The 22,467-nt window shown below is 43.2% G+C and carries 34 protein-coding genes; 32 read left to right on the top strand and 2 right to left on the bottom strand.

The genetic code is table 11. The annotated features are described in order from the left end of the window. The first annotated feature begins 289 nt into the window (after window positions 1-289). The 32 genes from rplC (at window position 290) to WKK05_RS27685 (ending at window position 19,358) form a co-directional block, all read left to right on the top strand. Window positions 290-925: a 50S ribosomal protein L3 gene (gene rplC / locus WKK05_RS27840; RefSeq protein ID WP_341526263.1), complete on the top strand. Its 636-nt coding sequence runs from the start codon at window positions 290-292 to the stop codon at window positions 923-925. 254 nt (window positions 926-1,179) lie between these two features. Next, the gene (rplD, locus tag WKK05_RS27835; RefSeq protein ID WP_341526262.1) at window positions 1,180-1,812 is read left to right on the top strand and encodes a 50S ribosomal protein L4; all 633 of its coding nucleotides are present in this window, start codon (window positions 1,180-1,182) and stop codon (window positions 1,810-1,812) included. Beyond that, window positions 1,805-2,119, top strand: coding sequence for a 50S ribosomal protein L23 (locus WKK05_RS27830; protein WP_341526261.1), 315 nt, complete (start codon window positions 1,805-1,807; stop codon window positions 2,117-2,119). Before rplD ends, WKK05_RS27830 begins: the two co-directional genes overlap by 8 nt. Window positions 2,120-2,280: 161 nt before the next feature. Further along, window positions 2,281-3,144, top strand: coding sequence for a 50S ribosomal protein L2 (gene rplB / locus WKK05_RS27825; protein ID WP_341526260.1), 864 nt, complete (start codon window positions 2,281-2,283; stop codon window positions 3,142-3,144). A gap of 77 nt (window positions 3,145-3,221) precedes the next feature. Next, window positions 3,222-3,500: a 30S ribosomal protein S19 gene (rpsS, locus tag WKK05_RS27820; RefSeq protein ID WP_162396596.1), complete on the top strand. Its 279-nt coding sequence runs from the start codon at window positions 3,222-3,224 to the stop codon at window positions 3,498-3,500. Window positions 3,501-3,581: 81 nt separating this feature from the next. Next, window positions 3,582-3,941, top strand: a complete 360-nt coding sequence (gene rplV, locus WKK05_RS27815) for a 50S ribosomal protein L22 (RefSeq protein ID WP_341526259.1) — start codon at window positions 3,582-3,584, stop codon at window positions 3,939-3,941. A 52-nt stretch (window positions 3,942-3,993) separates the two neighbouring features. Next, window positions 3,994-4,761 (top strand): 30S ribosomal protein S3, encoded by a 768-nt coding sequence (gene rpsC, locus WKK05_RS27810; protein WP_341526258.1) that lies wholly within the window; start codon window positions 3,994-3,996, stop codon window positions 4,759-4,761. A gap of 107 nt (window positions 4,762-4,868) precedes the next feature. Then, window positions 4,869-5,294, top strand: a complete 426-nt coding sequence (gene rplP / locus WKK05_RS27805) for a 50S ribosomal protein L16 (protein WP_341526257.1) — start codon at window positions 4,869-4,871, stop codon at window positions 5,292-5,294. A gap of 3 nt (window positions 5,295-5,297) precedes the next feature. Continuing rightward, on the top strand, window positions 5,298-5,525 hold the full coding sequence (rpmC, locus tag WKK05_RS27800) for a 50S ribosomal protein L29 (RefSeq protein ID WP_341526256.1): 228 nt from the start codon (window positions 5,298-5,300) through the stop codon (window positions 5,523-5,525). 6 nt (window positions 5,526-5,531) lie between these two features. Continuing rightward, a complete protein-coding gene (gene rpsQ, locus WKK05_RS27795) occupies window positions 5,532-5,780 on the top strand; it encodes a 30S ribosomal protein S17 (protein WP_341526255.1) in 249 nt (82 codons plus the stop codon). A 47-nt stretch (window positions 5,781-5,827) separates the two neighbouring features. Beyond that, window positions 5,828-6,196 carry a 50S ribosomal protein L14 gene (gene rplN, locus WKK05_RS27790; RefSeq protein WP_162396590.1) on the top strand — a complete coding sequence of 123 codons (369 nt, stop codon included), beginning with the start codon at window positions 5,828-5,830 and terminating at the stop codon, window positions 6,194-6,196. After that, entirely contained in the window at window positions 6,196-6,549 is a 354-nt protein-coding gene (gene rplX / locus WKK05_RS27785) for a 50S ribosomal protein L24 (RefSeq protein WP_341526254.1), read from the top strand. Before rplN ends, rplX begins: the two co-directional genes overlap by 1 nt. A 109-nt stretch (window positions 6,550-6,658) precedes the next feature. Beyond that, a complete protein-coding gene (gene rplE / locus WKK05_RS27780; protein WP_341526253.1) occupies window positions 6,659-7,207 on the top strand; it encodes a 50S ribosomal protein L5 in 549 nt (182 codons plus the stop codon). A 20-nt stretch (window positions 7,208-7,227) separates the two neighbouring features. Next, complete coding sequence (gene rpsH / locus WKK05_RS27775; RefSeq protein WP_341526252.1) at window positions 7,228-7,629, top strand: 30S ribosomal protein S8; 402 nt, start codon at window positions 7,228-7,230, stop codon at window positions 7,627-7,629. Between the two features lie 80 nt (window positions 7,630-7,709). Further along, window positions 7,710-8,258, top strand: a complete 549-nt coding sequence (gene rplF / locus WKK05_RS27770; RefSeq protein ID WP_341526251.1) for a 50S ribosomal protein L6 — start codon at window positions 7,710-7,712, stop codon at window positions 8,256-8,258. 2 nt (window positions 8,259-8,260) lie between these two features. Further along, a complete protein-coding gene (gene rplR / locus WKK05_RS27765) occupies window positions 8,261-8,623 on the top strand; it encodes a 50S ribosomal protein L18 (protein ID WP_341526250.1) in 363 nt (120 codons plus the stop codon). A gap of 106 nt (window positions 8,624-8,729) precedes the next feature. After that, the gene (gene rpsE, locus WKK05_RS27760) at window positions 8,730-9,254 is read left to right on the top strand and encodes a 30S ribosomal protein S5 (RefSeq protein WP_341526249.1); all 525 of its coding nucleotides are present in this window, start codon (window positions 8,730-8,732) and stop codon (window positions 9,252-9,254) included. A gap of 199 nt (window positions 9,255-9,453) precedes the next feature. After that, on the top strand, window positions 9,454-9,900 hold the full coding sequence (gene rplO, locus WKK05_RS27755) for a 50S ribosomal protein L15 (protein ID WP_341526248.1): 447 nt from the start codon (window positions 9,454-9,456) through the stop codon (window positions 9,898-9,900). 70 nt (window positions 9,901-9,970) lie between these two features. Then, window positions 9,971-11,284, top strand: coding sequence for a preprotein translocase subunit SecY (gene secY / locus WKK05_RS27750; protein ID WP_341526247.1), 1,314 nt, complete (start codon window positions 9,971-9,973; stop codon window positions 11,282-11,284). After that, complete coding sequence (locus tag WKK05_RS27745; RefSeq protein ID WP_341526246.1) at window positions 11,284-11,838, top strand: adenylate kinase; 555 nt, start codon at window positions 11,284-11,286, stop codon at window positions 11,836-11,838. Before secY ends, WKK05_RS27745 begins: the two co-directional genes overlap by 1 nt. 237 nt (window positions 11,839-12,075) lie before the next feature. Continuing rightward, entirely contained in the window at window positions 12,076-12,300 is a 225-nt protein-coding gene (gene infA / locus WKK05_RS27740) for a translation initiation factor IF-1 (RefSeq protein ID WP_006276978.1), read from the top strand. A 116-nt stretch (window positions 12,301-12,416) separates the two neighbouring features. Further along, window positions 12,417-12,530 (top strand): 50S ribosomal protein L36, encoded by a 114-nt coding sequence (gene rpmJ / locus WKK05_RS27735; protein ID WP_015129703.1) that lies wholly within the window; start codon window positions 12,417-12,419, stop codon window positions 12,528-12,530. 114 nt (window positions 12,531-12,644) lie between these two features. Then, entirely contained in the window at window positions 12,645-13,025 is a 381-nt protein-coding gene (rpsM, locus tag WKK05_RS27730) for a 30S ribosomal protein S13 (protein ID WP_341526244.1), read from the top strand. Window positions 13,026-13,079: 54 nt separating this feature from the next. After that, window positions 13,080-13,475, top strand: coding sequence for a 30S ribosomal protein S11 (gene rpsK / locus WKK05_RS27725; protein ID WP_341526243.1), 396 nt, complete (start codon window positions 13,080-13,082; stop codon window positions 13,473-13,475). Between the two features lie 421 nt (window positions 13,476-13,896). Beyond that, complete coding sequence (locus tag WKK05_RS27720; RefSeq protein ID WP_341526242.1) at window positions 13,897-14,844, top strand: DNA-directed RNA polymerase subunit alpha; 948 nt, start codon at window positions 13,897-13,899, stop codon at window positions 14,842-14,844. 24 nt (window positions 14,845-14,868) lie between these two features. Beyond that, the gene (rplQ, locus tag WKK05_RS27715; RefSeq protein WP_341526240.1) at window positions 14,869-15,219 is read left to right on the top strand and encodes a 50S ribosomal protein L17; all 351 of its coding nucleotides are present in this window, start codon (window positions 14,869-14,871) and stop codon (window positions 15,217-15,219) included. A 109-nt stretch (window positions 15,220-15,328) separates the two neighbouring features. Beyond that, window positions 15,329-16,162 (top strand): tRNA pseudouridine(38-40) synthase TruA, encoded by an 834-nt coding sequence (truA, locus tag WKK05_RS27710; protein ID WP_341526239.1) that lies wholly within the window; start codon window positions 15,329-15,331, stop codon window positions 16,160-16,162. Window positions 16,163-16,266: 104 nt separating this feature from the next. After that, on the top strand, window positions 16,267-16,728 hold the full coding sequence (gene rplM / locus WKK05_RS27705; RefSeq protein WP_341526238.1) for a 50S ribosomal protein L13: 462 nt from the start codon (window positions 16,267-16,269) through the stop codon (window positions 16,726-16,728). Next, on the top strand, window positions 16,728-17,144 hold the full coding sequence (gene rpsI / locus WKK05_RS27700) for a 30S ribosomal protein S9 (RefSeq protein WP_341526237.1): 417 nt from the start codon (window positions 16,728-16,730) through the stop codon (window positions 17,142-17,144). Before rplM ends, rpsI begins: the two co-directional genes overlap by 1 nt. A gap of 195 nt (window positions 17,145-17,339) precedes the next feature. After that, window positions 17,340-17,579, top strand: coding sequence for a 50S ribosomal protein L31 (rpmE, locus tag WKK05_RS27695; RefSeq protein WP_341526236.1), 240 nt, complete (start codon window positions 17,340-17,342; stop codon window positions 17,577-17,579). Window positions 17,580-17,681: 102 nt separating this feature from the next. Then, complete coding sequence (gene prfA, locus WKK05_RS27690) at window positions 17,682-18,779, top strand: peptide chain release factor 1 (protein ID WP_341526235.1); 1,098 nt, start codon at window positions 17,682-17,684, stop codon at window positions 18,777-18,779. Window positions 18,780-18,899: 120 nt separating this feature from the next. Beyond that, window positions 18,900-19,358: a DUF29 domain-containing protein gene (locus tag WKK05_RS27685; protein WP_341526234.1), complete on the top strand. Its 459-nt coding sequence runs from the start codon at window positions 18,900-18,902 to the stop codon at window positions 19,356-19,358. A gap of 43 nt (window positions 19,359-19,401) precedes the next feature. On the opposite strand, the gene WKK05_RS27680 is transcribed toward WKK05_RS27685, so the two are convergent. Both WKK05_RS27680 and WKK05_RS27675 read right to left on the bottom strand, forming a co-directional pair. Beyond that, window positions 19,402-20,139: a type I restriction enzyme HsdR N-terminal domain-containing protein gene (locus WKK05_RS27680; RefSeq protein WP_341526233.1), complete on the bottom strand. Its 738-nt coding sequence runs from the start codon at window positions 20,137-20,139 to the stop codon at window positions 19,402-19,404. A 94-nt stretch (window positions 20,140-20,233) separates the two neighbouring features. Next, window positions 20,234-22,177 (bottom strand): hypothetical protein, encoded by a 1,944-nt coding sequence (locus WKK05_RS27675; protein WP_341526232.1) that lies wholly within the window; start codon window positions 22,175-22,177, stop codon window positions 20,234-20,236. Between the last annotated feature and the right edge of the window lie 290 nt (window positions 22,178-22,467).

Genomic DNA, 22,467 nt, shown 5'->3' with positions numbered 1-22,467 from the left:
TTATACGAAAGCATTGCTGCACACAGCACGAAGCTGTAGCGCATTGCATTGATTCCACAAACTTCTTCAGATTGAGAAGGAGCCTGTGGCTGTCCTGGTGAGCCAGTGAGTGAAAGTAAACGGATTCACCAAACAGTTAAGACACGGTTTGTTGTGTCCTAAAAGAACTTGGAGCGACGTCAGCCCCTCCAATTTTCTTGGGTTTACCACAACCCAAACAGACGTTTACAAAACGTGTCCTCTAGACCCCGAATCTCAACTCAGCAAGTAGAAAGGAGAACCAGTTACTGTGTCTGTAGGTATTCTCGGCACCAAGCTGGGCATGACTCAAATATTTGACGAGGCAGGAGTAGCCATTCCTGTTACCGTCATCCAAGCAGGGCCATGCACCGTTACACAAGTTAAAACTAAACAGACAGATGGTTACGCTGCCATTCAAGTTGGTTATGGCGAAGTAAAACCTAAGGCTCTTAACAGACCACTGCTGGGTCACTTAGCAAAATCATCTGCTCCAGCATTACGTCATTTAAACGAGTATCACACTGATACATCAAATGATTATGCTTTAGGTCAACAAATTAAAGCAGATATTTTTAGTGCAGGCCAAATTGTAGATGTAGTTGGTACAAGTATTGGTCGCGGTTTCGCGGGTAACCAAAAACGCAACAACTTTGGTCGAGGGCCCATGTCACATGGTTCCAAAAATCATAGAGCGCCTGGTTCAATTGGTGCTGGTACAACACCAGGTCGTGTCTATCCAGGTAAGCGGATGGCAGGACGTTTGGGTGGATACCGCGTCACTATTCGCAAGCTAACTGTAGTCAGAGTAGACCCAGAACGCAACTTATTACTAATTAAAGGAGCAATTCCTGGTAAACCAGGCGCTTTAGTAAGTGTAGTTCCTGCAAAGATAGTTGGTAAGTAGTCAACAGTCATTAGTCATTGGTGAGCCAGTGTGGTTTTGGGGGTCTCCCCTATAAACAACTTACGTTCGCGTAGAGTGCGCTTTGCGCTCACCCGTAAGAGTCATTAGTCACTAGTCATTGGCTAAAGACAAAATGACAAACAGAGAAGTCGGAGCGCCGACTTCCGGCGTTAGTGTTAAGCTCCTCCCTTAGCGAGGCTCTGAACTTCAAAGACAAATGACAAACGACAAATGGCAAAGGACAAGTAGGGAAGATGGTTCAAAGTGTAGTTAAAAATTGGCAAGGAGAACAAGTCGGAGAGACAAGCTTCGAGTTGAGAGTTGCCAAAGAAGAAACAGCAGCGCATATTGTGCATCGAGCCTTGGTACGACAATTAAACAATTCTCGCCAAGGAACTGTCAGCACAAAAACTCGTTCTGAAGTGAGAGGCGGCGGTCGCAAACCCTGGCGGCAAAAAGGTACTGGTCGCGCTCGTGCTGGGTCTATTCGTTCACCACTGTGGCGTGGTGGTGGTGTAATCTTTGGGCCAAAACCCAGAGATTTCGATCAGAAATTGAACCGGAAAGAACGACGTTTAGCATTACGAACAGCGCTAGTCAGTCGTATTGATGATTTGATCGTAGTAGAAGAATTTAGCAACGAGCTATCCCGCCCAAAAACCAAAGAATTAATTGCAGCGTTGGCTCGTTGGGGAGTAGCACCAGAAAATAAATCCCTGTTAATTTTGTCTGAGCTTCCCGAAAACGTGTATTTGTCAGCCCGCAATATAGAGAATTTAAAGCTGATTGCAGCTGACCAACTAAATGTTTATGATTTGCTGCACGCTGACAAAATTGTACTTACGGCATCAGCCTTAGAAAAAATTCAGGAGGTCTACAGTGCCTAACTTTGACCCCCGTAACCTTGCCGACCTAGTTCGTCGCCCCATTGTCACCGAGAAGGCGACAATCTTAATGGAGCAAAACAAATACACTTTTGAAGTAATTCCCAAGGCGACCAAGCTAGAAATTAAAGCGGCGATTGAAGATTTATTTCAAGTCAAGGTTGTAAAAGTCAATACCACGCTACCACCACGCAAAAAGCGGCGTGTTGGCAGATTTATTGGTTATAAGCCCCAATATAAGCGAGCCATTGTTACCGTCGCGACTGGGGACGAAGAGAAGATTAGACAAGTTCTATTCCCAGATGTCTAATGAGTTATAAGTTGTGAACCATAACTTAAATACACTCAAATCTCATCACTCAAAACTTAAAACTCAGCGAGAAGTCGGAGCAGCGGCTTACGCTAACGGCGTAAGCTCGTCGCTTTGCAAAGCTCTGAACTTCGGTCACTCAGCACTCAAAATTTAAAAATATGGGTACTCGTTCTTATCGCCCTTATACCCCTAGCACTCGCCAGGTTACGATATCCGACTTTGCGGAAATCACTAAAACCGAGCCGGAAAAATCGTTAACTACCTATAAGCATCGTCCTAAAGGTCGTAACAATCAGGGGCGGATTACTAGCCGTCGTCGCGGTGGCGGACACAAGCAACTTTATCGGATTATCGACTTTAAAAGAGATAAGCGTAATATTCCTGCTAAAGTTGCAGCTATTGAATACGATCCCAACCGTAATGCTCGAATTGCGCTGTTGTTTTATCAGGATGGCGAAAAGCGCTATATCCTCCACCCCAATGGGTTGAAAGTCGGGACAACAGTTATTGCCGGGTCAGACGCTCCCTTTGAAGATGGCAACGCGTTGCCTCTCTCCAACATTCCTTTGGGTACCAGTGTTCACAACGTAGAACTGACTCCTGGCAAAGGTGGTCAAATTGTACGTTCCGCTGGTGCTACTGCTCAAGTTGTGGCAAAAGAAGGGAACTATGTAACACTCAAGTTGCCTTCTGGAGAAGTCCGCTTAATCCGGCGGGAGTGCTACGCGACCATTGGACAAGTAGGTAATACTGACGCCAGAAACCTGAGTGCAGGTAAAGCCGGGCGAAATCGCTGGAAAGGCCGTCGTCCAAAAGTCAGAGGTAGCGTTATGAACCCTGTTGACCACCCACACGGCGGTGGTGAAGGTAGAGCGCCCATCGGAAGATCGGGACCTGTAACACCTTGGGGTAAACCAACCTTGGGTGCAAAGACACGCAAACCCAAGAAAGCAAGCAGCAAGTTGATCATACGTCGTCGTCGTAAATCTTCTAAACGCGGTCGCGGTGGTCGTGAATCTTAAAGAGTCATGAGTTAAGAGTTATAAGTCATATGTAACTCCTAACTCCTAATTTTAAAATCCAAATCCAAAATTGAATTATGGGTCGTTCTCTAAAAAAAGGTCCTTTCGTTGCCGATCATTTGCTCAGCAAAATTGAAAAGCTGAATGCAAGAAACGAAAAACAAGTTATTAAAACTTGGTCGAGAGCCTCGACAATTTTGCCCCTCATGGTAGGTCATACCATAGCTGTTCACAACGGACGCCAACACGTTCCAGTATTTGTTAGCGAGCAGATGGTGGGACATAAGTTGGGGGAATTTGCCCCGACCCGCACCTACAGGGGTCATGGAAAAAGTGACAAAAAAGCAGGTAGGTAGTCATTAGCCATTAGTCATTGAGTCATTAGCTAAAGACAAATGACAAATGACATATGACAAATGACAAACAAGGAGAAAACTATGGCTACTGATACTACTGAAGTGAAAGCGATCGCCCGTTATATACGCATTTCTGCTTACAAAGTGCGTCGTGTACTCGATCAAATTCGGGGGCGATCATATAGAGAAGCGCTAATTATCTTGGAGTTCATGCCTTACCGAGCCACTGAACCCATATTAAAGGTACTCAGAAGTGCCGCCGCTAATGCTGAACATAACGCTGGGTTAGATAGAACTCAGTTGATCATTACTCAGGCATACGCAGATCAAGGCCCGGTACTGAAACGCTTCCAACCAAGGGCACAAGGTCGCGCTTATCAAATTCGCAAGCCGACGTGTCATATTACCGTGGCTGTTGCTGCTAACGCTGATGCTAAATAAGCACGCCTACACAAAAAATAGCTTAAAGTAAGAAATTTTAGAGGAAGCATTAGTGGGACAGAAAATTCATCCAGTAGGTTTTCGTCTGGGTATTACACAAGAACACCAATCCCGTTGGTTTGCAGTTCCTGACCGCTATCCAGAACTTCTACAAGAAGACTACAAACTCCGTCAATACATAGAAAAAAAGCTTGGTAGACTCGCTCAAAACAACGCCGGGATTTCCGAAGTGCGAATTGAGCGAAAAGCTGACCAAATCGACTTAGAAGTACGCACGGCTAGACCAGGCGTGGTCGTAGGTCGGGGAGGACAAGGTATCGAATCATTGCGTACCGGACTCCAAGAACTGTTGGGTAGCAATCGTCAAATTCGCATTAACGTAGTTGAAGTACAACGAGTTGATGCTGATGCATACCTGATTGCTGAATATATTGCTCAACAATTGGAACGCCGCGTTTCGTTCCGTCGGGTAGTACGGCAAGCGATTCAACGCGCTCAGCGAGCTGGCATTCAAGGTATTAAAGTCCAAGTTAGCGGTCGGCTCAACGGAGCGGAAATTGCTCGGACAGAGTGGACTCGTGAAGGTAGAGTACCTCTACACACTTTACGAGCTGACATTGATTACTCTTACTGCACAGCCAAAACCGTATACGGTATTTTAGGCATCAAAGTTTGGGTGTTTAAGGGAGAAATTATCCCAGGACAGGAAGAAACTCCACCGCCGCCAGCTACACGCGATCGCGAACGTGAACGTGAGCCTCGTCGCCGTCAACAACAACGCCGTCGCCAGCAATTTGAAGACCGCTCAAATGAAGGGTAAATAGAGATTGGGAACTGGCAGATGGCGACTGGGTAAAAATTGCACCCAATCCCTAATCCCTAATCCTTAATCCCTAATCCCCAATACCTAATCCCCAGTACCTAGTCATGTTAAGTCCTAGAAGAACTAAATTCCGTAAACAACAGCGCGGGCGGATGGAGGGACTCGCCAACCGTGGCAGTACCCTGAACTTTGGCGACTTTGCTCTCCAAGCTCAAGAGCCAGCTTGGATTACCTCACGGCAAATAGAAGCGTCTCGGCGAGCAATGACCCGTTATATTCGCCGGGGTGGACAAATTTGGATTCGGATTTTCCCTGACAAACCCGTAACTATGCGTCCCGCTGAAACCCGGATGGGTTCTGGTAAAGGTTCACCAGAATTTTGGGTAGCTGTAGTTAAACCAGGGCGAATTTTGTTTGAAATCGCTGGTGTTTCTGAAGAAATTGCCCGTGAAGCTATGCGCTTGGCTTCATTTAAGTTGCCAATAAAAACTAAGTTCATTACGCGCTCTCAACCACAGGAGCAGGAGTAGGTTATGCCTCTTCCCAAGATTTCAGAAGCTAGAGAATTAAATGATGAAAAACTAGCCCAGGAGATTCTCGCAACTAAAAGGCAACTGTTTCAATTGCGGTTGCAAAAAGCAACGAGACAACTAGAAAAACCTCATCAGTTCAAACACGCTAGGCACCGATTGGCCCAGTTGCTCACTGTAGAGACAGAGCGCCAACGGGTTGCAAGTCAATCGGTTCAAGAAGAAAAGTAGGAGATTATGGCAGTCAAAGAACGAGTTGGCTTGGTAGTGAGTGACAAAATGCAAAAAACGGTAGTAGTTGCCGTCGAAAACCGCGCTCCTCACCCCAAGTACGGCAAGATTGTAGTTCAAACCCGGCGCTATAAAGCTCACGACGAGGAAAATAAGTGCAAAGTGGGCGATCGCGTTCGCATTCAAGAAACCAGACCTTTGAGTAAAACCAAACGCTGGCAAGTCACAGAAGTCCTCAACGTCAAGCCTGCCTAAACCTCATAGTTGTTAATTTTCTAACAACACCATAAGGGAGACAAATCGTGATTCAACCCCAGACCTATCTGAATGTCGCTGATAACAGCGGTGCCCGTAAACTAATGTGTATCCGCATCTTAGGCGGGGGCAATCGCCGTTATGGTGGCATCGGCGATAAGATTATTGCCGTTGTCAAAGACGCTACACCCAACATGGCTGTAAAAAAGTCTGATGTTGTGGAAGCAGTAATTGTCCGTACTCGCAAAGGCGTAAATCGCGACAGCGGTATGAGTATTCGCTTTGACGATAATGCCGCCGTAATTATCAACAAAGACGGTAATCCTAGAGGAACACGCGTCTTTGGCCCAGTTGCACGCGAACTGCGCGAGAAAAACTTCACTAAAATCGTTTCTCTGGCTCCGGAGGTGCTGTAATGGCAACCAAAAAGGATACGCCCAAAGTATTCCACAAAATGCACGTCAAAACTGGTGATACCGTACAGATCATCGCTGGCAAAGACAAAGGTAAAGTTGGCGAAATTATTCAAGCATTGCCCCAACTCAGTAAAGTTGTGGTAAAAGGTGTCAACATTAAAACTAAACACGTAAAGCCGCAGCAAGAAGGAGAGTCAGGGCGCATAGTGACCCAAGAAGCTCCAATTCATAGCTCTAACGTCATGCTTTACTCTACTAAGCAAAACGTGGCTAGTCGTGTAGCTTACACCTTCACACCAGAGGGCAAGAAAGTCAGGAAGCTCAAGAAAACTGGTGAAATTCTGGATAAATAGTTAGAAGTTAGAAGTGAGGAGTTAGGAATTAAATTTAACTCATAGCTAATAGCTCATAACTTATAAATTTTTCCCTGACCAAGCCCAGGGATAATCAGGACAAAAAACTATGGCGACAACAAGACTCAAAAACTTATACCGAGAGACAATTGTCCCCAAACTGATTAATCAGTTTCAATATACCAACGTTCATCAAGTCCCGAAGTTGGTAAAGGTAACTGTTAACAGAGGTTTGGGAGAAGCAGCGCAGAATGCGAAAGCGCTAGAAGCGTCTTTAAACGAAATTGCGCTGGTTACTGGTCAAAAACCAGTCGTGACACGGGCAAAAAAGGCGATCGCTGGCTTCAAAATTCGTCAAGGTATGCCTGTCGGCATTATGGTTACCCTTCGAGGGGAACGAATGTACGCCTTTCTCGACCGACTTGTTAGCTTGTCACTGCCCAGAATTCGAGACTTTCGCGGTGTTAGTCCGAAAAGCTTTGACGGTCGTGGCAACTATACTCTAGGTGTCAGAGAACAGCTAATTTTTCCAGAAGTCGAGTACGACAGCATCGATCAAATTCGTGGTTTGGATATTTCTATCATCACCACGGCGAAAAACGACGAAGAGGGCCGCGCCTTGCTTAAGGAATTGGGAATGCCCTTTCGCGATCAATAAGTTCATCTAAAGAGGGAACGATGGCGGCTAACGACACAATTGCAGATATGCTGACGCGCATCCGCAATGCCAACTTGGCAAGGCATCAAACTACACAAGTGCCAGCCACAAAACTAACTCGTAGTATTGCTAAAGTACTGCGCGAAGAAGGCTTTATTTCGGAATATGAAGAAGTAGAAGAAGGGGTAAAACGCAATCTGGTGATTTCCCTGAAATACAAAGGTAGAAATCGTCAGCCTCTCATTACCGCCTTGAAGCGGGTGAGTAAGCCTGGTTTGCGCGTTTACTCTAATAGAAAAGAATTGCCAAGGGTACTAGGCGGTATCGGTATTGCAATTATTTCTACATCCAGTGGTATCATGACTGACCGCGAAGCGCGTCGTCAGAACTTGGGTGGCGAAGTGCTTTGCTACGTTTGGTAGTCATTTGTGATTAATCATTTGTCATAAATATAAAGACAAAGGACAAATAACAAAGGACAAATAACAAAGGACAAAAGGTCATGTCTCGTATTGGAAAACGTCCAATTACAATTCCCGCCAAAGTACAAGTAACGATTGATGGCACAAAAGTCGTTGTGAAAGGCCCTAAAGGAGAACTTTCTCGCGATCTTTCAACCGCTGTGACAGTTTCTCAAGAAGGGGAAATCCTGCAAGTTAACCGTCGGGATGAATCTCGCACCTCTAAGCAACTGCACGGCTTAAGCCGCACTTTAGTTGCCAACATGGTTGAAGGAGTTTCTCAAGGGTTTCAGCGTCGTTTGGAAATTCAAGGTGTTGGTTACCGCGCACAAGTTCAAGGCCGTAACCTAGTTTTGAATATGGGTTACAGCCATCAAGTACAGATTGTTCCACCAGAAGGAATTCAGTTTGCAGTGGAAGGTACTACTAACGTCATAGTTAGCGGCTATGACAAAGAAGTGGTAGGCAATACAGCAGCTAAAGTTCGTGCTGTTCGTCCCCCCGAACCTTATAAAGGTAAAGGTATTCGCTATGCAGGTGAAGCGGTAAGACGTAAAGCTGGTAAGACTGGTAAGGGTGGTAAGAAGTAAAAATGAAACTTACTCGTAGAGAATCTAAGCAGCGTCGGCATCGACGCGTCCGTGGTCGAGTCATCGGCTCACCAGAACGTCCCAGGTTAGCCGTATTTCGCTCTCATGAGCATATTTACGCGCAAGTAATTGATGACACTAACCATCATACGTTAGTAGCAGCCTCGACTGTAGAACCAGAATTGAAATCTAGTTTAGGTTCAGGCGCTAACCGTGACGCCTCAGTACAAGTTGGCAAATTGATTGCAGTGCGATTGCTAGAAAAAGGTATCACCAAAGTAGTCTTTGATCGCGGTGGCAACTTGTATCATGGTCGAGTCAAAGCACTAGCTGATGCAGCACGCGAAGCTGGTTTGGATTTCTAAAGTCATTGGTCATTAGTCATTGGTCATTAGTCATTGGACAAATGACAAAGGACAAATGATAAAAGACAAATGACAACTGACAAATGACATTAAGAGAGCATTGATTATGGCAACGGGTCGTCGTAAAGCTAACCGTACAAAAAAAGAAGAAACCACCTGGCAAGAGCGGGTTATCCAAATCCGACGTGTAAGTAAGGTTGTGAAAGGAGGTAAAAAACTCAGCTTCCGAGCGATTGTAGTCGTTGGTAACGAACGCGGTCAAGTTGGTGTTGGAGTAGGCAAAGCATCAGATGTAATTGGTGCCGTCAAAAAAGGCGTAGCCGACGGCAAAAAACATTTAATTGATATCCCAATTACTAAATCCAACTCGATCCCCCATCCTATTGATGGTGTTGGTGGTGGGGCTAAGGTAATGATGCGACCAGCTGCACCAGGTACTGGTGTAATTGCTGGTGGTGCTGTCCGCACAGTTCTAGAGTTGGCAGGGGTTCGCAATGTTTTAGCTAAGCAACTTGGCTCTAACAATCCACTCAACAATGCTAGAGCAGCAGTCAACGCCCTATCTACACTGCGTACCTTATCCGAAGTTGCTGAGGATAGAGGCATTGCTATTGAAAATCTCTACATCTAAATTAAAAGTCATTTGTCTTTAGTCCTTTGCTCTAAGCTTAGACAAATGACCCTACAGGTGAGCGCAAAGCGCACCAAGGCGAATACCAGTTACTCATAGGGGAGACCTCAGATGCTTTCTGCGAGATACTACGCTAGCGCCAAGGGAGAAGACCGCACTGGCTCACAAATGACAAATAACAAACGACAAATTTTAGCTTATGAGACTCAATGATGCTAAGCCCCAAAAAGGCTCAAAAAAACGCCGCCGCCGTGTAGGTAGGGGTATTGCTGCCGGTCAAGGTGCCAGTGCTGGTCTAGGTATGCGAGGTCAAAAATCTCGCTCTGGTAGTGGTACTAGACCAGGTTTTGAAGGTGGTCAGCAGCCATTGTATCGTCGTCTACCCAAGTTGAAAGGCTTTCCAATCGTTAATCGGAAAATTTACACTACGATTAATGTAGAAAAGCTAGCCTCTCTTCCTGCCAATACAGAAGTAACTTTGAACTCCTTAAAAGCAGCAGGTATAATCACTGCTATCAAGGGGCCACTGAAAATTTTGGGTAATGGAGAATTGAGCATTCCGCTCACAGTGCAAGCGGCAGCTTTTACGGGACAAGCTCGGAGCAAAATTGAGGCAGCTGGTGGGAGTTGTGAAGTCTTAGTGTGAGCCAGAACAGCGCACTTAAGTGCATACCAACTCGCTGCCAGGGCGTGGTTCACTATAAAGGTAGCACTCTATGATCAGTCGAGACAAAGCCCCAACGGCTCAAGAAACTTTTATGCAGATGGCACAAGCAGCTGGGCTGAGAGGCAGGCTGCTTGTCACCGTCGGTATTTTAATTTTGGTTCGCCTGGGCATCTTTCTGCCAATGCCAGGTATTGATAGAGATCGGTTTCACGAAGCAATTTCGGGCAATAATTCCATATTTGGTTTATTGGATATATTTTCTGGGCGAGGACTTTCTACTTTAGGAGTTTTTGCCTTAGGGATTTTGCCCTTCATTAATGCCTCAATTATTATCCAATTGCTGACTGCGGCAATACCTTCTTTAGAAAATTTACAAAAAAATGAAGGCGAAGCAGGGCGGCGGAAAATCTCGCAAATTACCCGCTATGTGTCTTTAGGTTGGGCAATTGTTCAGAGTGTAGCTTTTTCGGCATTGTTTCTTCAACAATTTGCTCTTACTCCAGGCCCATTATTCGTAGCTGAAACTGCGATCGCTCTTACCGCTGGTTCTATGTTTGTCATGTGGGCATCAGAACTAATTACAGAACGAGGGATTGGAAATGGTGCATCATTGTTGATTTTTGTCAATATTGTGGCTTCATTACCAAAATCCTTGGGCGATACCATTGACTTGGTGCAAGTTGGTGGTCGGGAAATAGTGGGTCGTGTGATCGTCTTAGTCTTAATCTTCCTGGCAACAATTGTTGGTATTGTGTTTGTGCAGGAAGGAATGCGGCGCATCCCAATTATTTCGGCTCGTCGTCAAGTAGGTCGGCGAGTTTTGGCAGAACAGCGTAGCTTTTTACCCTTGCGGCTAAATCAAGGTGGCGTAATGCCAATTATTTTTGCTGCTGCTATCCTCAGTTTGCCCTTGTTGATAGCTAATTTCACGAAAAATTCAGACTTGGCAAATATCGTTAATACTTATTTGAGTCCAAGTGGTTCTGGGTCTTGGGTTTACGCGCTGGTGTACATGATTTCCATTATTTTCTTCAGCTATTTCTATTCTTCATTGATCCTTAACCCAGTAGATGTAGCGCAAAACTTGAAAAAAATGGGTTCTAGTATTCCTGGCATTCGTCCGGGAAAAACAACTAGTGAGTACATTGAGCGCGTGTCTAACCGACTCACCTTTTTGGGTGCTATCTTTTTGGGCTTGGTTGCTATTATCCCAACCGCTGTCGAAAGAGCTTTAGGCGTACCGACCTTTAAAGGATTAGGTGCAACCTCTTTGTTAATTCTAGTTGGCGTAGCAATTGATACAGCAAGACAAGTCCAAACTTATGTTATCTCTCAGCGCTATGAAGGAATGGTGAAACAATAGTGACGCGATTAATATTCTTGGGCCCACCTGGGGCTGGTAAAGGAACTCAAGCTCAAGCCTTGGCTGAACATTTGCATATTCCCCATATTTCTACGGGAGAAATATTGAGGCAAGCCATGAAAGAGCAAACTCCTTTGGGAATCAAAGCTCAAAGTTATGTCAATAGCGGCGAGTTGGTTCCTGACCAGCTAGTGCAGGATTTGGTACAGGAACGCCTCAGTCAACAGGATGCTGAATCTGGTTGGATTCTGGATGGTTTTCCCCGGAAAGTAACACAAGCGGTTTTTCTGGAAGAATTACTGGAAAAAATCCATCAAGGTGGCGAAAGGGTAGTTAATCTGGATGCGCCAGATGAAGTTGTGGTAACACGGTTACTAGCTAGAGGACGAAAAGATGACACCGAAGAGGTAATTCGTCGTCGCCTAGAAGTATACCGCACTGAAACTGCACCCTTAATTGACCATTATCGCGATCGCCAAAAACTTCTAACTATTAATGGTGATCAGTCCCAAGAAGAAGTCACTACTGAATTGCAAAAGCTAATAGCGTCTTGAAAAAATAGGGGAAAAGGAGAGAAGTTGGAGCGGAGGAAGCCTCCGCTCCAAACTTCGGAGGGACATGAGTGGTTCTTTTCCACCTTCCCTACTCCCCCACTACTCTACTGACAGAAAATAGGTAGATTTTAGCTAAGATATATTAATAAACTGTTGATATATTTCTCAAAGTATGTTCTTTGGCTGACGAAGGTACTGCAATAGAACATAAGATTGTTGAGTTGAGGAAAAAATAAATTGTCTAAGCAAGATTTAATTGAAATGGAAGGCACGGTTACCGAGTCTTTGCCCAATGCAATGTTTCGCGTTGATTTGGATAATGGCTTTAACGTGCTAGCACACATTTCCGGCAAGATTCGCCGCAACTATATCAAAATTCTACCTGGCGATCGCGTCAAAGTGGAGTTAACTCCCTATGATTTAACAAAGGGTAGAATTACCTATCGACTACGGAAGAAGTAAATCTCTGTAGAGAATCTTACCATAAAACCACCTTTTTTGGTGTTCCCTAGTTACTTAACTGAAATATTTTCCCCAGAAATGCTATAATTCACTATTTGGAGTCAAAGAAAAAAGGCATGAAAGTCAGAGCCTCAGTTAAAAAGATTTGTGAAAAGTGTAACGTGATCAAACGCCGTGGTCGCGTCATGGTGATTTGTGTCAACCCAAAGCATAAGCAACGTCAAGGATAACGCTCTTATCAACACCAGGCTTAGTGCGACACACTTATCATCATTACAACGAAAAGACGCGATTAATCACGTTTTTCCACCAGCAATTGTGAGAACAATAGGGAGAAATTTATAGTGGCACGTATTGCCGGAGTAGACCTTCCACGCGATAAACGCGTCGAAATTGGTCTGACTTATATCTACGGAATTGGTTTATCACGTTCGCAAGAGATCCTATCAGCTACAGGTGTAAACCCAGACACTAGAGTTAAAGACTTAAGTGATGCCGATGTTGCAGCTCTAAGAGGCGAAGTAGAAAGCAATTATCAAGTTGAAGGTGACTTGCGACGCTTGGAATCCTTGAATATCAAGCGGTTAGTCGACATTGGCACCTATAGAGGGCGTCGTCATCGCATGGGCTTACCAGTAAGAGGACAAAGAACTCGCACTAATGCTAGAACCCGTCGTGGAAGAAGGCAGACAGTGGCTGGTAAGAAGAAAGCACCAGGGAAATAATTTTGCAACCTTTGCTAATGAGAGCAAGTTTTACCTTAAATTACCTCAACAAATATGGCTAGACAACCAACAAAGAAAAGTGGGAGCAAAAAGCAGAAACGGAATGTACCAAGCGGAGTTGGCTACATCCAGTCTACTTTCAACAATAGCATTGTCACCATTACCGATCAAAATGGAGATGTTATTTCCTGGGCGAGTGCTGGTTCTAGCGGCTTTAAGGGAGCAAAAAAGGGAACTCCCTTTGCAGCGCAAACCGCCGCTGAAAGCGCAGCTCGCCGAGCGATAGATCAAGGGATGCGCCAAATTGAAGTAATGGTTAGTGGCCCAGGAGCAGGTAGAGAAACAGCTATTCGCGCCCTTCAAGGGGCAGGACTGGAAATTACCCTGATTCGGGATATTACCCCAATTCCTCACAATGGTTGCCGTCCGCCTAAGCGCCGTAGAGTTTAAAAGATTTGGACGGTGAGGAAGAGAAGTTGTAATCAAGAAATCACTGATAACGGCTGGTTGGGCAAACAGAAATGCAAACTACCGTGAAGTGATGGCTCGTCAACTTCAGACAAATTGGGTAGGCACAAGGGCGTCAGTTCTTCCATTAGGGAGGGCTGCTAAACTTTGGACAACCCAAAATATTCTCAGCGCCTGAAGGGTTAGTAGGAGAGTCAAACTCTACTGGCACTGAATGTCAGCAGTTTGATAGTCCTATATCCACAGGGCATAAAGTAAATTCTGTAAGACACAGGTTAAGACGGTTTGTTGAAGTGATGCTCGCCGTAAGCCGATGCTCAGACTTTTCTTTACCGTAACCAAGTGTCTGTTGAGGCAATTGATTTGCCTGCTAGCAGCACCTTAATAGAAGGGAGGCTAATCCGTGGCGCAGTTTCAAATTGAATGTGTAGAGTCTAATACTGAGGAAAGTCGGAACCATTACAGTAAATTTGTGCTGGAACCTCTGGAGCGTGGCCAAGGAACAACAGTTGGCAACGCGCTGCGGCGGGTTTTACTTTCCAATTTGGAGGGTACAGCAGTTACAGCAGTGAGGATTGCAGGTGTATCACACGAATTCGCCACAGTTCCGGGCGTGCGGGAAGACGTGCTAGAAATCCTCATGAGAATGAAGGAAGTTATCCTGAAAAACTATTCCTCTCAACCTCAGATAGGTCGCTTGCTCGTTAACGGTCCGGCAACAATTACTGCGGCACATTTCGACTTGCCCAGCGAAGTAGAAGTCATCGATCCGACTCAGTATGTCGCTACCCTAGCTGAGGGAGGCAAACTGGAAATGGAATTTCGGATTGAGAAAGGCAAAGGCTATCGCACTGTAGAAAGAGGACGTGAAGAAGCCACATCATTGGACTTTCTTCAAATCGACTCAGTGTTTATGCCAGTGCGAAAAGTCAACTACAGTGTTGAAGAAGCCCGTGTAGATGGCTCAAGCACAAAAGACAGATTACTGTTGGAAGTCTGGACAAATGGTAGTGTGTCTCCTCAAGAAGCGCTATCCTCTGCTGCTGGGATCTTGGTAGAGCTATTCAACCCGTTGAAAGATATCTCCTTGGAGCCAACAGATACAGGAGCTGAAATTTCAGAAGACCCAACTGCTCAAATTCCCATCGAAGAGTTGCAACTTTCTGTACGGGCTTATAACTGTCTCAAACGAGCGCAAGTGAACTCTGTGGCAGACTTGTTGGATTACACCCAAGAAGACCTCCTAGAGATTAAAAACTTTGGTCAGAAGTCAGCGGAAGAGGTAGTGGAAGCTTTACAGCGACGCTTAGGTATTACCCTACCGCAAGAAAGAGGCTCTAAACATCCTTAAGCTAAAAACGTTCATCTTTATATTATGCGTCACCGGAATCGAGTCAAAAAACTCAGTAAACCAGCTGACCAGCGCCGCGCTCTATTACGAGCGCTAGCTACGGAGCTGATCCGTCATGGTCGGATTACTACCACTTTAGTTCGAGCTAAAGTTCTGCGGAGTGAAGTAGACAAAATGATTACCCTAGCCAAAGATGGCTCTTTGGCAGCACGCCGGGAAGCCCTTGGCTATATCTTCGACAAACAACTAGTTCACGCCCTGTTTGAGCAAGCTGCTACTCGTTATGGTAATCGCGAAGGGGGTTATACCCGCATTCTACATACCGTGCCACGTCGTGGTGATAATGCTCAAATGGCAATAATTGAACTGGTTTAAGTCATTAGTCATTAGTCATTAGTGAGTAACAAAGGACAAATGACAAAAGGCAAAAAGAGAAGTCTGAGCTAAGGCTTCCTTAGATCAGAACTTCGGGGACAAAATCTGTATGTTAGAAAGCCACCAGCCTAAACCTACTCAAAGAGTAGCCCTGGTAATCCAATACCTGGGCACTCATTTTCATGGCTGGCAACGCCAAAAACAGCAGCGTACAGTTCAAGAAGAGATAGAAACAGCGATCGCCACTGTTCTTGGGCATCATGTAACTTTACATGGTGCAGGCAGAACTGATGCTGGAGTTCACGCTGCCGCTCAAGTAGCCCATTTTGAAGCGACAAGTTTAATTCCCGCTCACAAGTGGGCAACAATCCTTAACAGCTATCTGCCCAAAGATATATTAATCAGGGCTTCAGCCAGTGTAGATCACCGTTGGCACGCTCGTTTTAGTGCAGCTTATCGACGGTATCGCTATACGCTATACACTGAAGATCGACCGAACTTATTCGTGGAACCCTTCAGTTGGCATTATTATTATGCACCCCTGGATGAATCTTTAATTAAAGCTGCTCTGAAGCCCCTGATGGGAAAGCATCATCTAGCTGCTTTTCACCGTGCTGGATCAAAGCGATCGCATTCTTGGGTAGAAGTGCAAGCAGTAGAGTGTCATCGCAGTGGGCCATTTATCCATATTGAAATACAGGCAGATGGATTTTTGTATGGCATGGTACGGCTGTTAGTGGGGATGTTGGCACAAGTAGGCTCTGGCAAGCGATCGCTTGATAACTTCACTGAACTTTGGCAAGAACAACGTCGGCAAGAAGTGAAACACGCCGCACCTGCCCAAGGCTTGTGTTTGTTGCGAGTCGGCTACCCAGATTTTCCCTTTCCCAAAGAGATTTGGTACGATACCCAGCCAAAGTTAGTTATTAGTCAAGAGTCGTAGAAACGCGATTAATCGCGTCTGTACAAAAGTCAAGAGTCAAATACTTTTACTATGGACTATGGACTATAGACTCTGAAAAACAAATGACAAAGGACAAATAATCAATGACAACAAGTAAAACATACCTTCCTCCTCAACAAGCCCTTGAGCGTGAGTGGTACGTAGTAGATGCTACTGACCAACGTCTCGGTCGTCTCGCCAGCGAAATCGCTCAGATATTGAGAGGCAAAAAGAAAGCTGAATATACTCCCCACTTAGATACAGGGGACTTCGTTATCGTTGTTAATGCTGAAAAAGTAGCAGTCACAGGCAAAAAACGTACCCAAAAGATTTACCATCGCCACTCTGGTCGTCCTGGCGGGATGAAAACAGAAACCTTCGCCAAGCTCCAACAACGTCTACCAGAGCGGATTGTAGAACACGCTGTTAAAGGGATGCTACCTAAAAATAGTTTGGGTAAGCAGTTGTTCACCAAGCTCAAAGTCTATGCTGGCCCGGCTCATCCCCACGAAGCGCAAAGACCCAAAGAATTAAAAGTTAGTACAATTCCTGGAGTAGAAAATTAATGGTAGTAGCAGATGTTAATAGCGGCCGTGCCGTGTATTGGGGTACTGGCCGTCGTAAGTCCTCAGTCGCACGAGTACGCCTAATTCCAGGTAACGGTCAACTGACTGTTAACGGCAAAGATGGAAACTTGTATTTCCAGTTCAATGCCAACTACCTTGGAGTCATCAAAGCACCTCTAGAAACTCTGGGGCTGGAAAACGAATATGACATTCTGGTGAAAGCTGAAGGCGGCGGTTTAACTGGCCAGGCTGATTCAATTCGCTTGGGAGTTGCCCGTGCCTTGTGTCAACTAGACCCAGAAAATCGCTCACCTTTGAAAACTGAAGGGTACTTAACTCGTGATCCTAGGGCAAAAGAGCGAAAAAAATATGGTTTACACAAAGCCCGGAAAGCACCTCAGTACTCGAAGCGATAAGCGATTGGGGGCTGGGGAGTGGGGACTGGGTACTAGCTGCTGGGTAGAGGAGATTAGGTATTAAGGATTGAGTATTAAAAAAGTCAGTTTTTTATCTCTTTCCCAGTCCCTAATCACTAATACCCAGTCCCTAATACCTAGCCCCAAGAGAAAGCTGAAAGTTATAATTAATATAGATTCATCAAAAAAAGAACAATGGCCAAGTCTGATATTCATCCAAAGTGGTATCCAGAAGCTAAAGTTTACTGTAACGGTCAAGTTGTAATGACTGTTGGTTCTACAAAACCAGAATTACACGTAGATGTTTGGTCTGGAAATCATCCCTTTTACACTGGTACTCAAAAGATTATTGACACTGAAGGTCGAGTTGAGCGCTTCCTTCGTAAATATGGTATGAGCAGTACTCAAACATCTGACGACCAAAACAAAAAGTAGCGGGTTGGCTCTGCTGTTAACGACGACCCTGCATCTGCTGGGTCGATTGTCATTTAATGCTCGAGCCAACTTGTTATTTTTTTAGGAGCGATCGCACTTGTCATGGCTGAATCATACTTACTGGATAAATTAAAATCCGTTGAACAAACATTTAATGAATTAACACGTCGCCTTGGCGACCCCGATACCGCTAGCAACCCTGATGAGTATCAACAAATTGCTAAGTCTCGTTCTTCTTTGGAAGAGGTAGTTAATACCTATGAAATTTGGAAAACAGCCCAAGAGGACTTGATTGGAGCGCGTCAGGTTTATAAAGAATCGGCGAGTGACCCAGAGTTGCAAGAGATGGCAGCACTGGAAGTAAAGCAACTTGAAGAAAAAATAGAATATTTAGAATCTCGCTTGAAAGTCTTACTATTACCACGCGACCCCAATGATGAAAAGAATATCATGTTGGAAATTCGCGCTGGTACTGGTGGCGATGAAGCAAGTATTTGGGCTGGTGATTTGATGCAGATGTACACCCGCTATGCCCAAACTCAAGGTTGGAAAGTTTCTCTAGTGAGCGAATCTCGAGGAGAAATGGGTGGCTGGAAAGAGGTCATTCTAGAAATTAAAGGTAATGACGTTTACAGCCAGCTGAAGTTTGAAGCTGGAGTGCATCGTGTGCAGCGCGTGCCGGCAACTGAATCTGGGGGACGGGTTCATACTTCCACAGCTACCGTGGCGATTATGCCGGAGGTGGATGATGTGGAAATTCACATTGACCCCAAAGATATTGAAATGACTACAGCTCGTTCTGGTGGTGCTGGCGGGCAAAACGTCAACAAGGTGGAAACTGCGGTTGACTTGATGCACAAGCCGACGGGAATCCGAATTTTCTGTACGGAAGAACGTAGCCAGTTACAAAACAAAGAACGGGCGATGCAAATTCTGCGGGCGAAATTGTATGAGATGAAGTTACGCGAACAACAAGAGGCTGTAACTTCTATGCGGCGATCGCAGGTTGGTACAGGATCGCGATCGGAAAAAATTCGCACTTATAACTATAAAGATAACCGTGCTACTGATCATCGGTTAGGTCAGAATTATTCCCTTAACCCTGTTCTGGAAGGTGATTTAGAGACTCTTATCCAATCTTGTATATCTTTAGACCAACAGGAACGTCTCGCGGAGTTAGCGACTTCTGCTGCTAACTAATTTTTACTGTTAAAGTTTCTGTAGAACCACTTGTTGTAATGTTGCTTTTAACATACACAGGTGGTTTTCTAATATCGCGTGGAGTGCATTTTCCATTTCAACGGGATAATCTAAGAGGCTATGGACAAACCTTTTTTGTATGACCAAGACTTTTATGGCTGGACACAGCAACAGGCTAAAGCGTTAGAGCAGAGGCTAGTTACGCAACTAGACTGGCAACACCTGCAAGAGGAAATTCAAGCTTTGGGCAGGCAGGAGTATCGGGAACTCGTGAGCCGTCTGAGTGTATTACTCGGTCATCTGTTGAAGTGGGAGTATCAACCCGAACAGCGCTCTCGCAGTTGGTTTTTAACAATTCGGGAACAGCGTCGCGCCATCCACAGACATTTGCGACAGAACCCCAGCTTAAAGTCTCGAATAGAAGAAGCTTTGTTAGATGGCTTTGAAGCGGGAGTCGATTTAGCGCTACGAGATACTAACTTACCATTACGAACTTTCCCAGAACATTGCCCCTATTTATTTGATGATGCGATCGCAGACAATTTCCTTTGCGATACTAGTCAAGACTGGGAAGGATAATTTCTGCCATTTTTATTACGTTTATTTATTATTTGGAGACACGTTATATTTGTCCATATGTTATGGAAACTAGTTTTTCAAAATCTTGGTAATTTAAGCTTTGCCAGTTTTCACCATTTTTAAGATATTTCACCTTATGATCTTGAAATTCAAAGAAAGTACCTGATATAGGTAATTGTTCACCTTTAAGTCTAAAAATTATAGTATTAAGTTTATGTGTTCCATATTTGTTAACAAGGTAATTAAAGCTATCAAAACTTCCATTTACAGCTTTTTCAAATTCTAGTATGTCCTTATCTAATTGATTAGAACTTTGCAAGATTAAAGGTGGTATATCTTCAAGACTATTAAGATGATTACTCGTAAATCCTGCGCCTATTTTCGTATATGCAATAATTTCATAATAATTATATAAAATACCTATTTCTGAATCAGATTTTTTTAGGTATCTTTCAATCTGCTCCTCATGATTCTGTAAGTATTCTTCTTCTCGCTTCACTTCCACAATCAGCAGAGGAGGGTGATATGGTCTAAAACATTTATTTTTGACAGTTGTATATAGTTCTATATCATGATTATTAGATTCAACTTTGATATCAATTTCATTTGGAAATAAACCACTTTTATTTATCATAAAGTAGATAAATATTTGCCTAACTTTTTCTTCTGGTCTTCCATCAAGAACAATTTCTCTTCCTCTAATCAAGCATTTTGTATATTCTGTATAACTTCTCTTGTATGTCTTTAGTTTGATGGATATTTCTTCACTTAAGCTTTTCATAGATAGTAAAATTTATTTAGTGACAAAAGAATTTGAAGGACGCGATCAGATAGCGTCCTCTGTGTTTTCTATGTAATTTAAAGTTTATATTTGTCTATTTGTCTCCGAAAAAGCTTAATAGTTTAATAACTAATTGTTCCCAATCTTTCACTGCTTGAATTTCTAAAAATGTATTTAAACTTTTCCCTTTTTCAAGCTCGTTTTTCAGTGTCTGGCATACATTATCGGTATAGGTTTCATCTGGAGGTCTTACTTTACCTTTTTCCTTAATTAGAGCCTCCCAGAATTTAGAAGTTTCGCTTTGAGGTGAGAGTTTCTCTTCAGCTTTCTTTTGAATTTTTTTTCCTACTTCACTTATAAACTTGTCGTACAATGAATGAAATTGTATAACTAATTCAGGAATAAATGTTTTTAAAGATTCATTTGCAGATGTAAGCTCATTAAGGATATTTTCTAATTCCTGTTTTGCTGGTTTTGTAAACTTCTTCAACATTTCATCTTCATTTCTTCCCTCAGCAATAACCCTGATATCGTAATATATGTCTATATTCTTTGGATCATAGTAACCGAAGTTACTATGGATAGCATGTTTTGTATTCCATGCTTTAGGATTAGTACGATAGTGTTCAACATATTTAGTAACAAAACCTTTATCTTGACCTTGGTCTTTAAAATTATGACTTGGTACACTTTTACTTAAATCCCGTAAATCTTTTATCCTCTGAATCGCATTTTCAATTGCTTTGATTTCTGCTATGGTCAAAGCATCACCATTTTTTATTCTCGTAAAGTTTTCTTGGATATTCTTTATTTCATCCAATAAAATATTTTGTCTACGTTCTACTACATCGGCTATGGCTTCGATAAATTCATTTTTATCCGCCTGTACATCTTCTTTGGTGTATATATCATCCCCATAGTACCTAAAAGCATCATAGAACAAAATATTCTCCAGGAAAAAATCTAAATTCAAATTCCTGAATGTAGTTTGAACTTCTTCTTTTCTGATTTGAATTCCTGTATCCCAATCTCCATCACATCCATTGACTTGTTCAGGTTGATTTTTGTGAGGCAATACCAAAGTTACAAATCTATGATGAAAATCTTTGGATTTAGATGTAAGATGATAACCTATTAAATTCCTAATATTAGCTTCAGGGGCATCATTAAAGGGAGTAACAAAGAGACAGATAGTATCCTGACTCTCAATATATTTCTGCAAGTCTTTACGAATTGGATTTTCATCAAGTCCTTTAGTATCCACAACTGAATCGAACTGAGATAAGTTTGAGCCAGATAAAATATCATAGCTCAAATAAAGATATATTTTTCTAGGAATAGCAAACTCCTCAAGCTCAACATTATTTATAGCTGCAAAGGTGTTCTTTATCCATTCTTGCTCATTTTTTTGATAATCAAATTCAATTTTATTCGTAATCCTAGATTGTAGATTTGCATTATTCAAAGCAAGTTTTTTAAATTCCACGAATCCGAATAAATCAAGCTTTTCCTTAGCTGTGTCAATTCTTTTCGTTTTATTTCTAACACCATCAATTTTTTTATTGTAAAAATTCATTTTTATAATATTTCTAATAGCCCTTTCAACTTCTGTAGAAATAATTGTTTTTTGATCTGCTTGAGTATTATTTTTATCTGCAATATATTCGCAGAATTCAAAAATAAGATTTTCCATCTCATCAACTGTATAAGGCTCTATTTCTATATAAGTTTTTTCCGCAGCTTTTATAATTACTTCACATATAGTAGTTTTACCTGATCCCGTTGATAGTAACTCTTTGGTATTTTTGGAAACATGAAAGTCGCTTATTAAGTTAAAAATATGACAAATAGCTGTAGTCTTTCCTTGCCCAACAGTACCTATAAAAGCAATTTTATATTTTTCTATACTAAGAATTTTTTCTATTTCATCTAATCGCTCTAACTTGGATTTCAGGTTATTGATGCAAATATGATTAGGTATATTAATTTCAGATTTTCCTGATATTTTTTCAATTTCCTTGCTCAAATCTTGTTTCAAGGATGTAATCTCTTCTTGCCAGGTTATCGTCAACATACTGTTTACTCTATTTCGATGCTACTCGCTTGATATTTACAGTATGCCCACTATGGTTAAATATCTAACAAAAGCCTCATAACGCCACCAAACACGCCTCTGGTAAACCTTTAGCCACTTTGTGATGATCAGGGCGAGATCGCACCTCAGTTGGTGTAGAGGTTTTGGTTGTAATAAAAAAGGAATGTAAGTGAAGCCCAAAATGTCGACTATTCTTAAATTTGAGCTATCACCAGTTATAATTTTTTTCAATA

This window comes from Nostoc sp. UHCC 0302, assembly GCF_038096175.1.
In the GTDB taxonomy this organism is placed as follows: Bacteria; Cyanobacteriota; Cyanobacteriia; order Cyanobacteriales; family Nostocaceae; genus UHCC-0302.
Note: the sequence above shows the minus strand (reverse complement) of the source record. Positions and strands in the feature narration are given on the sequence as shown.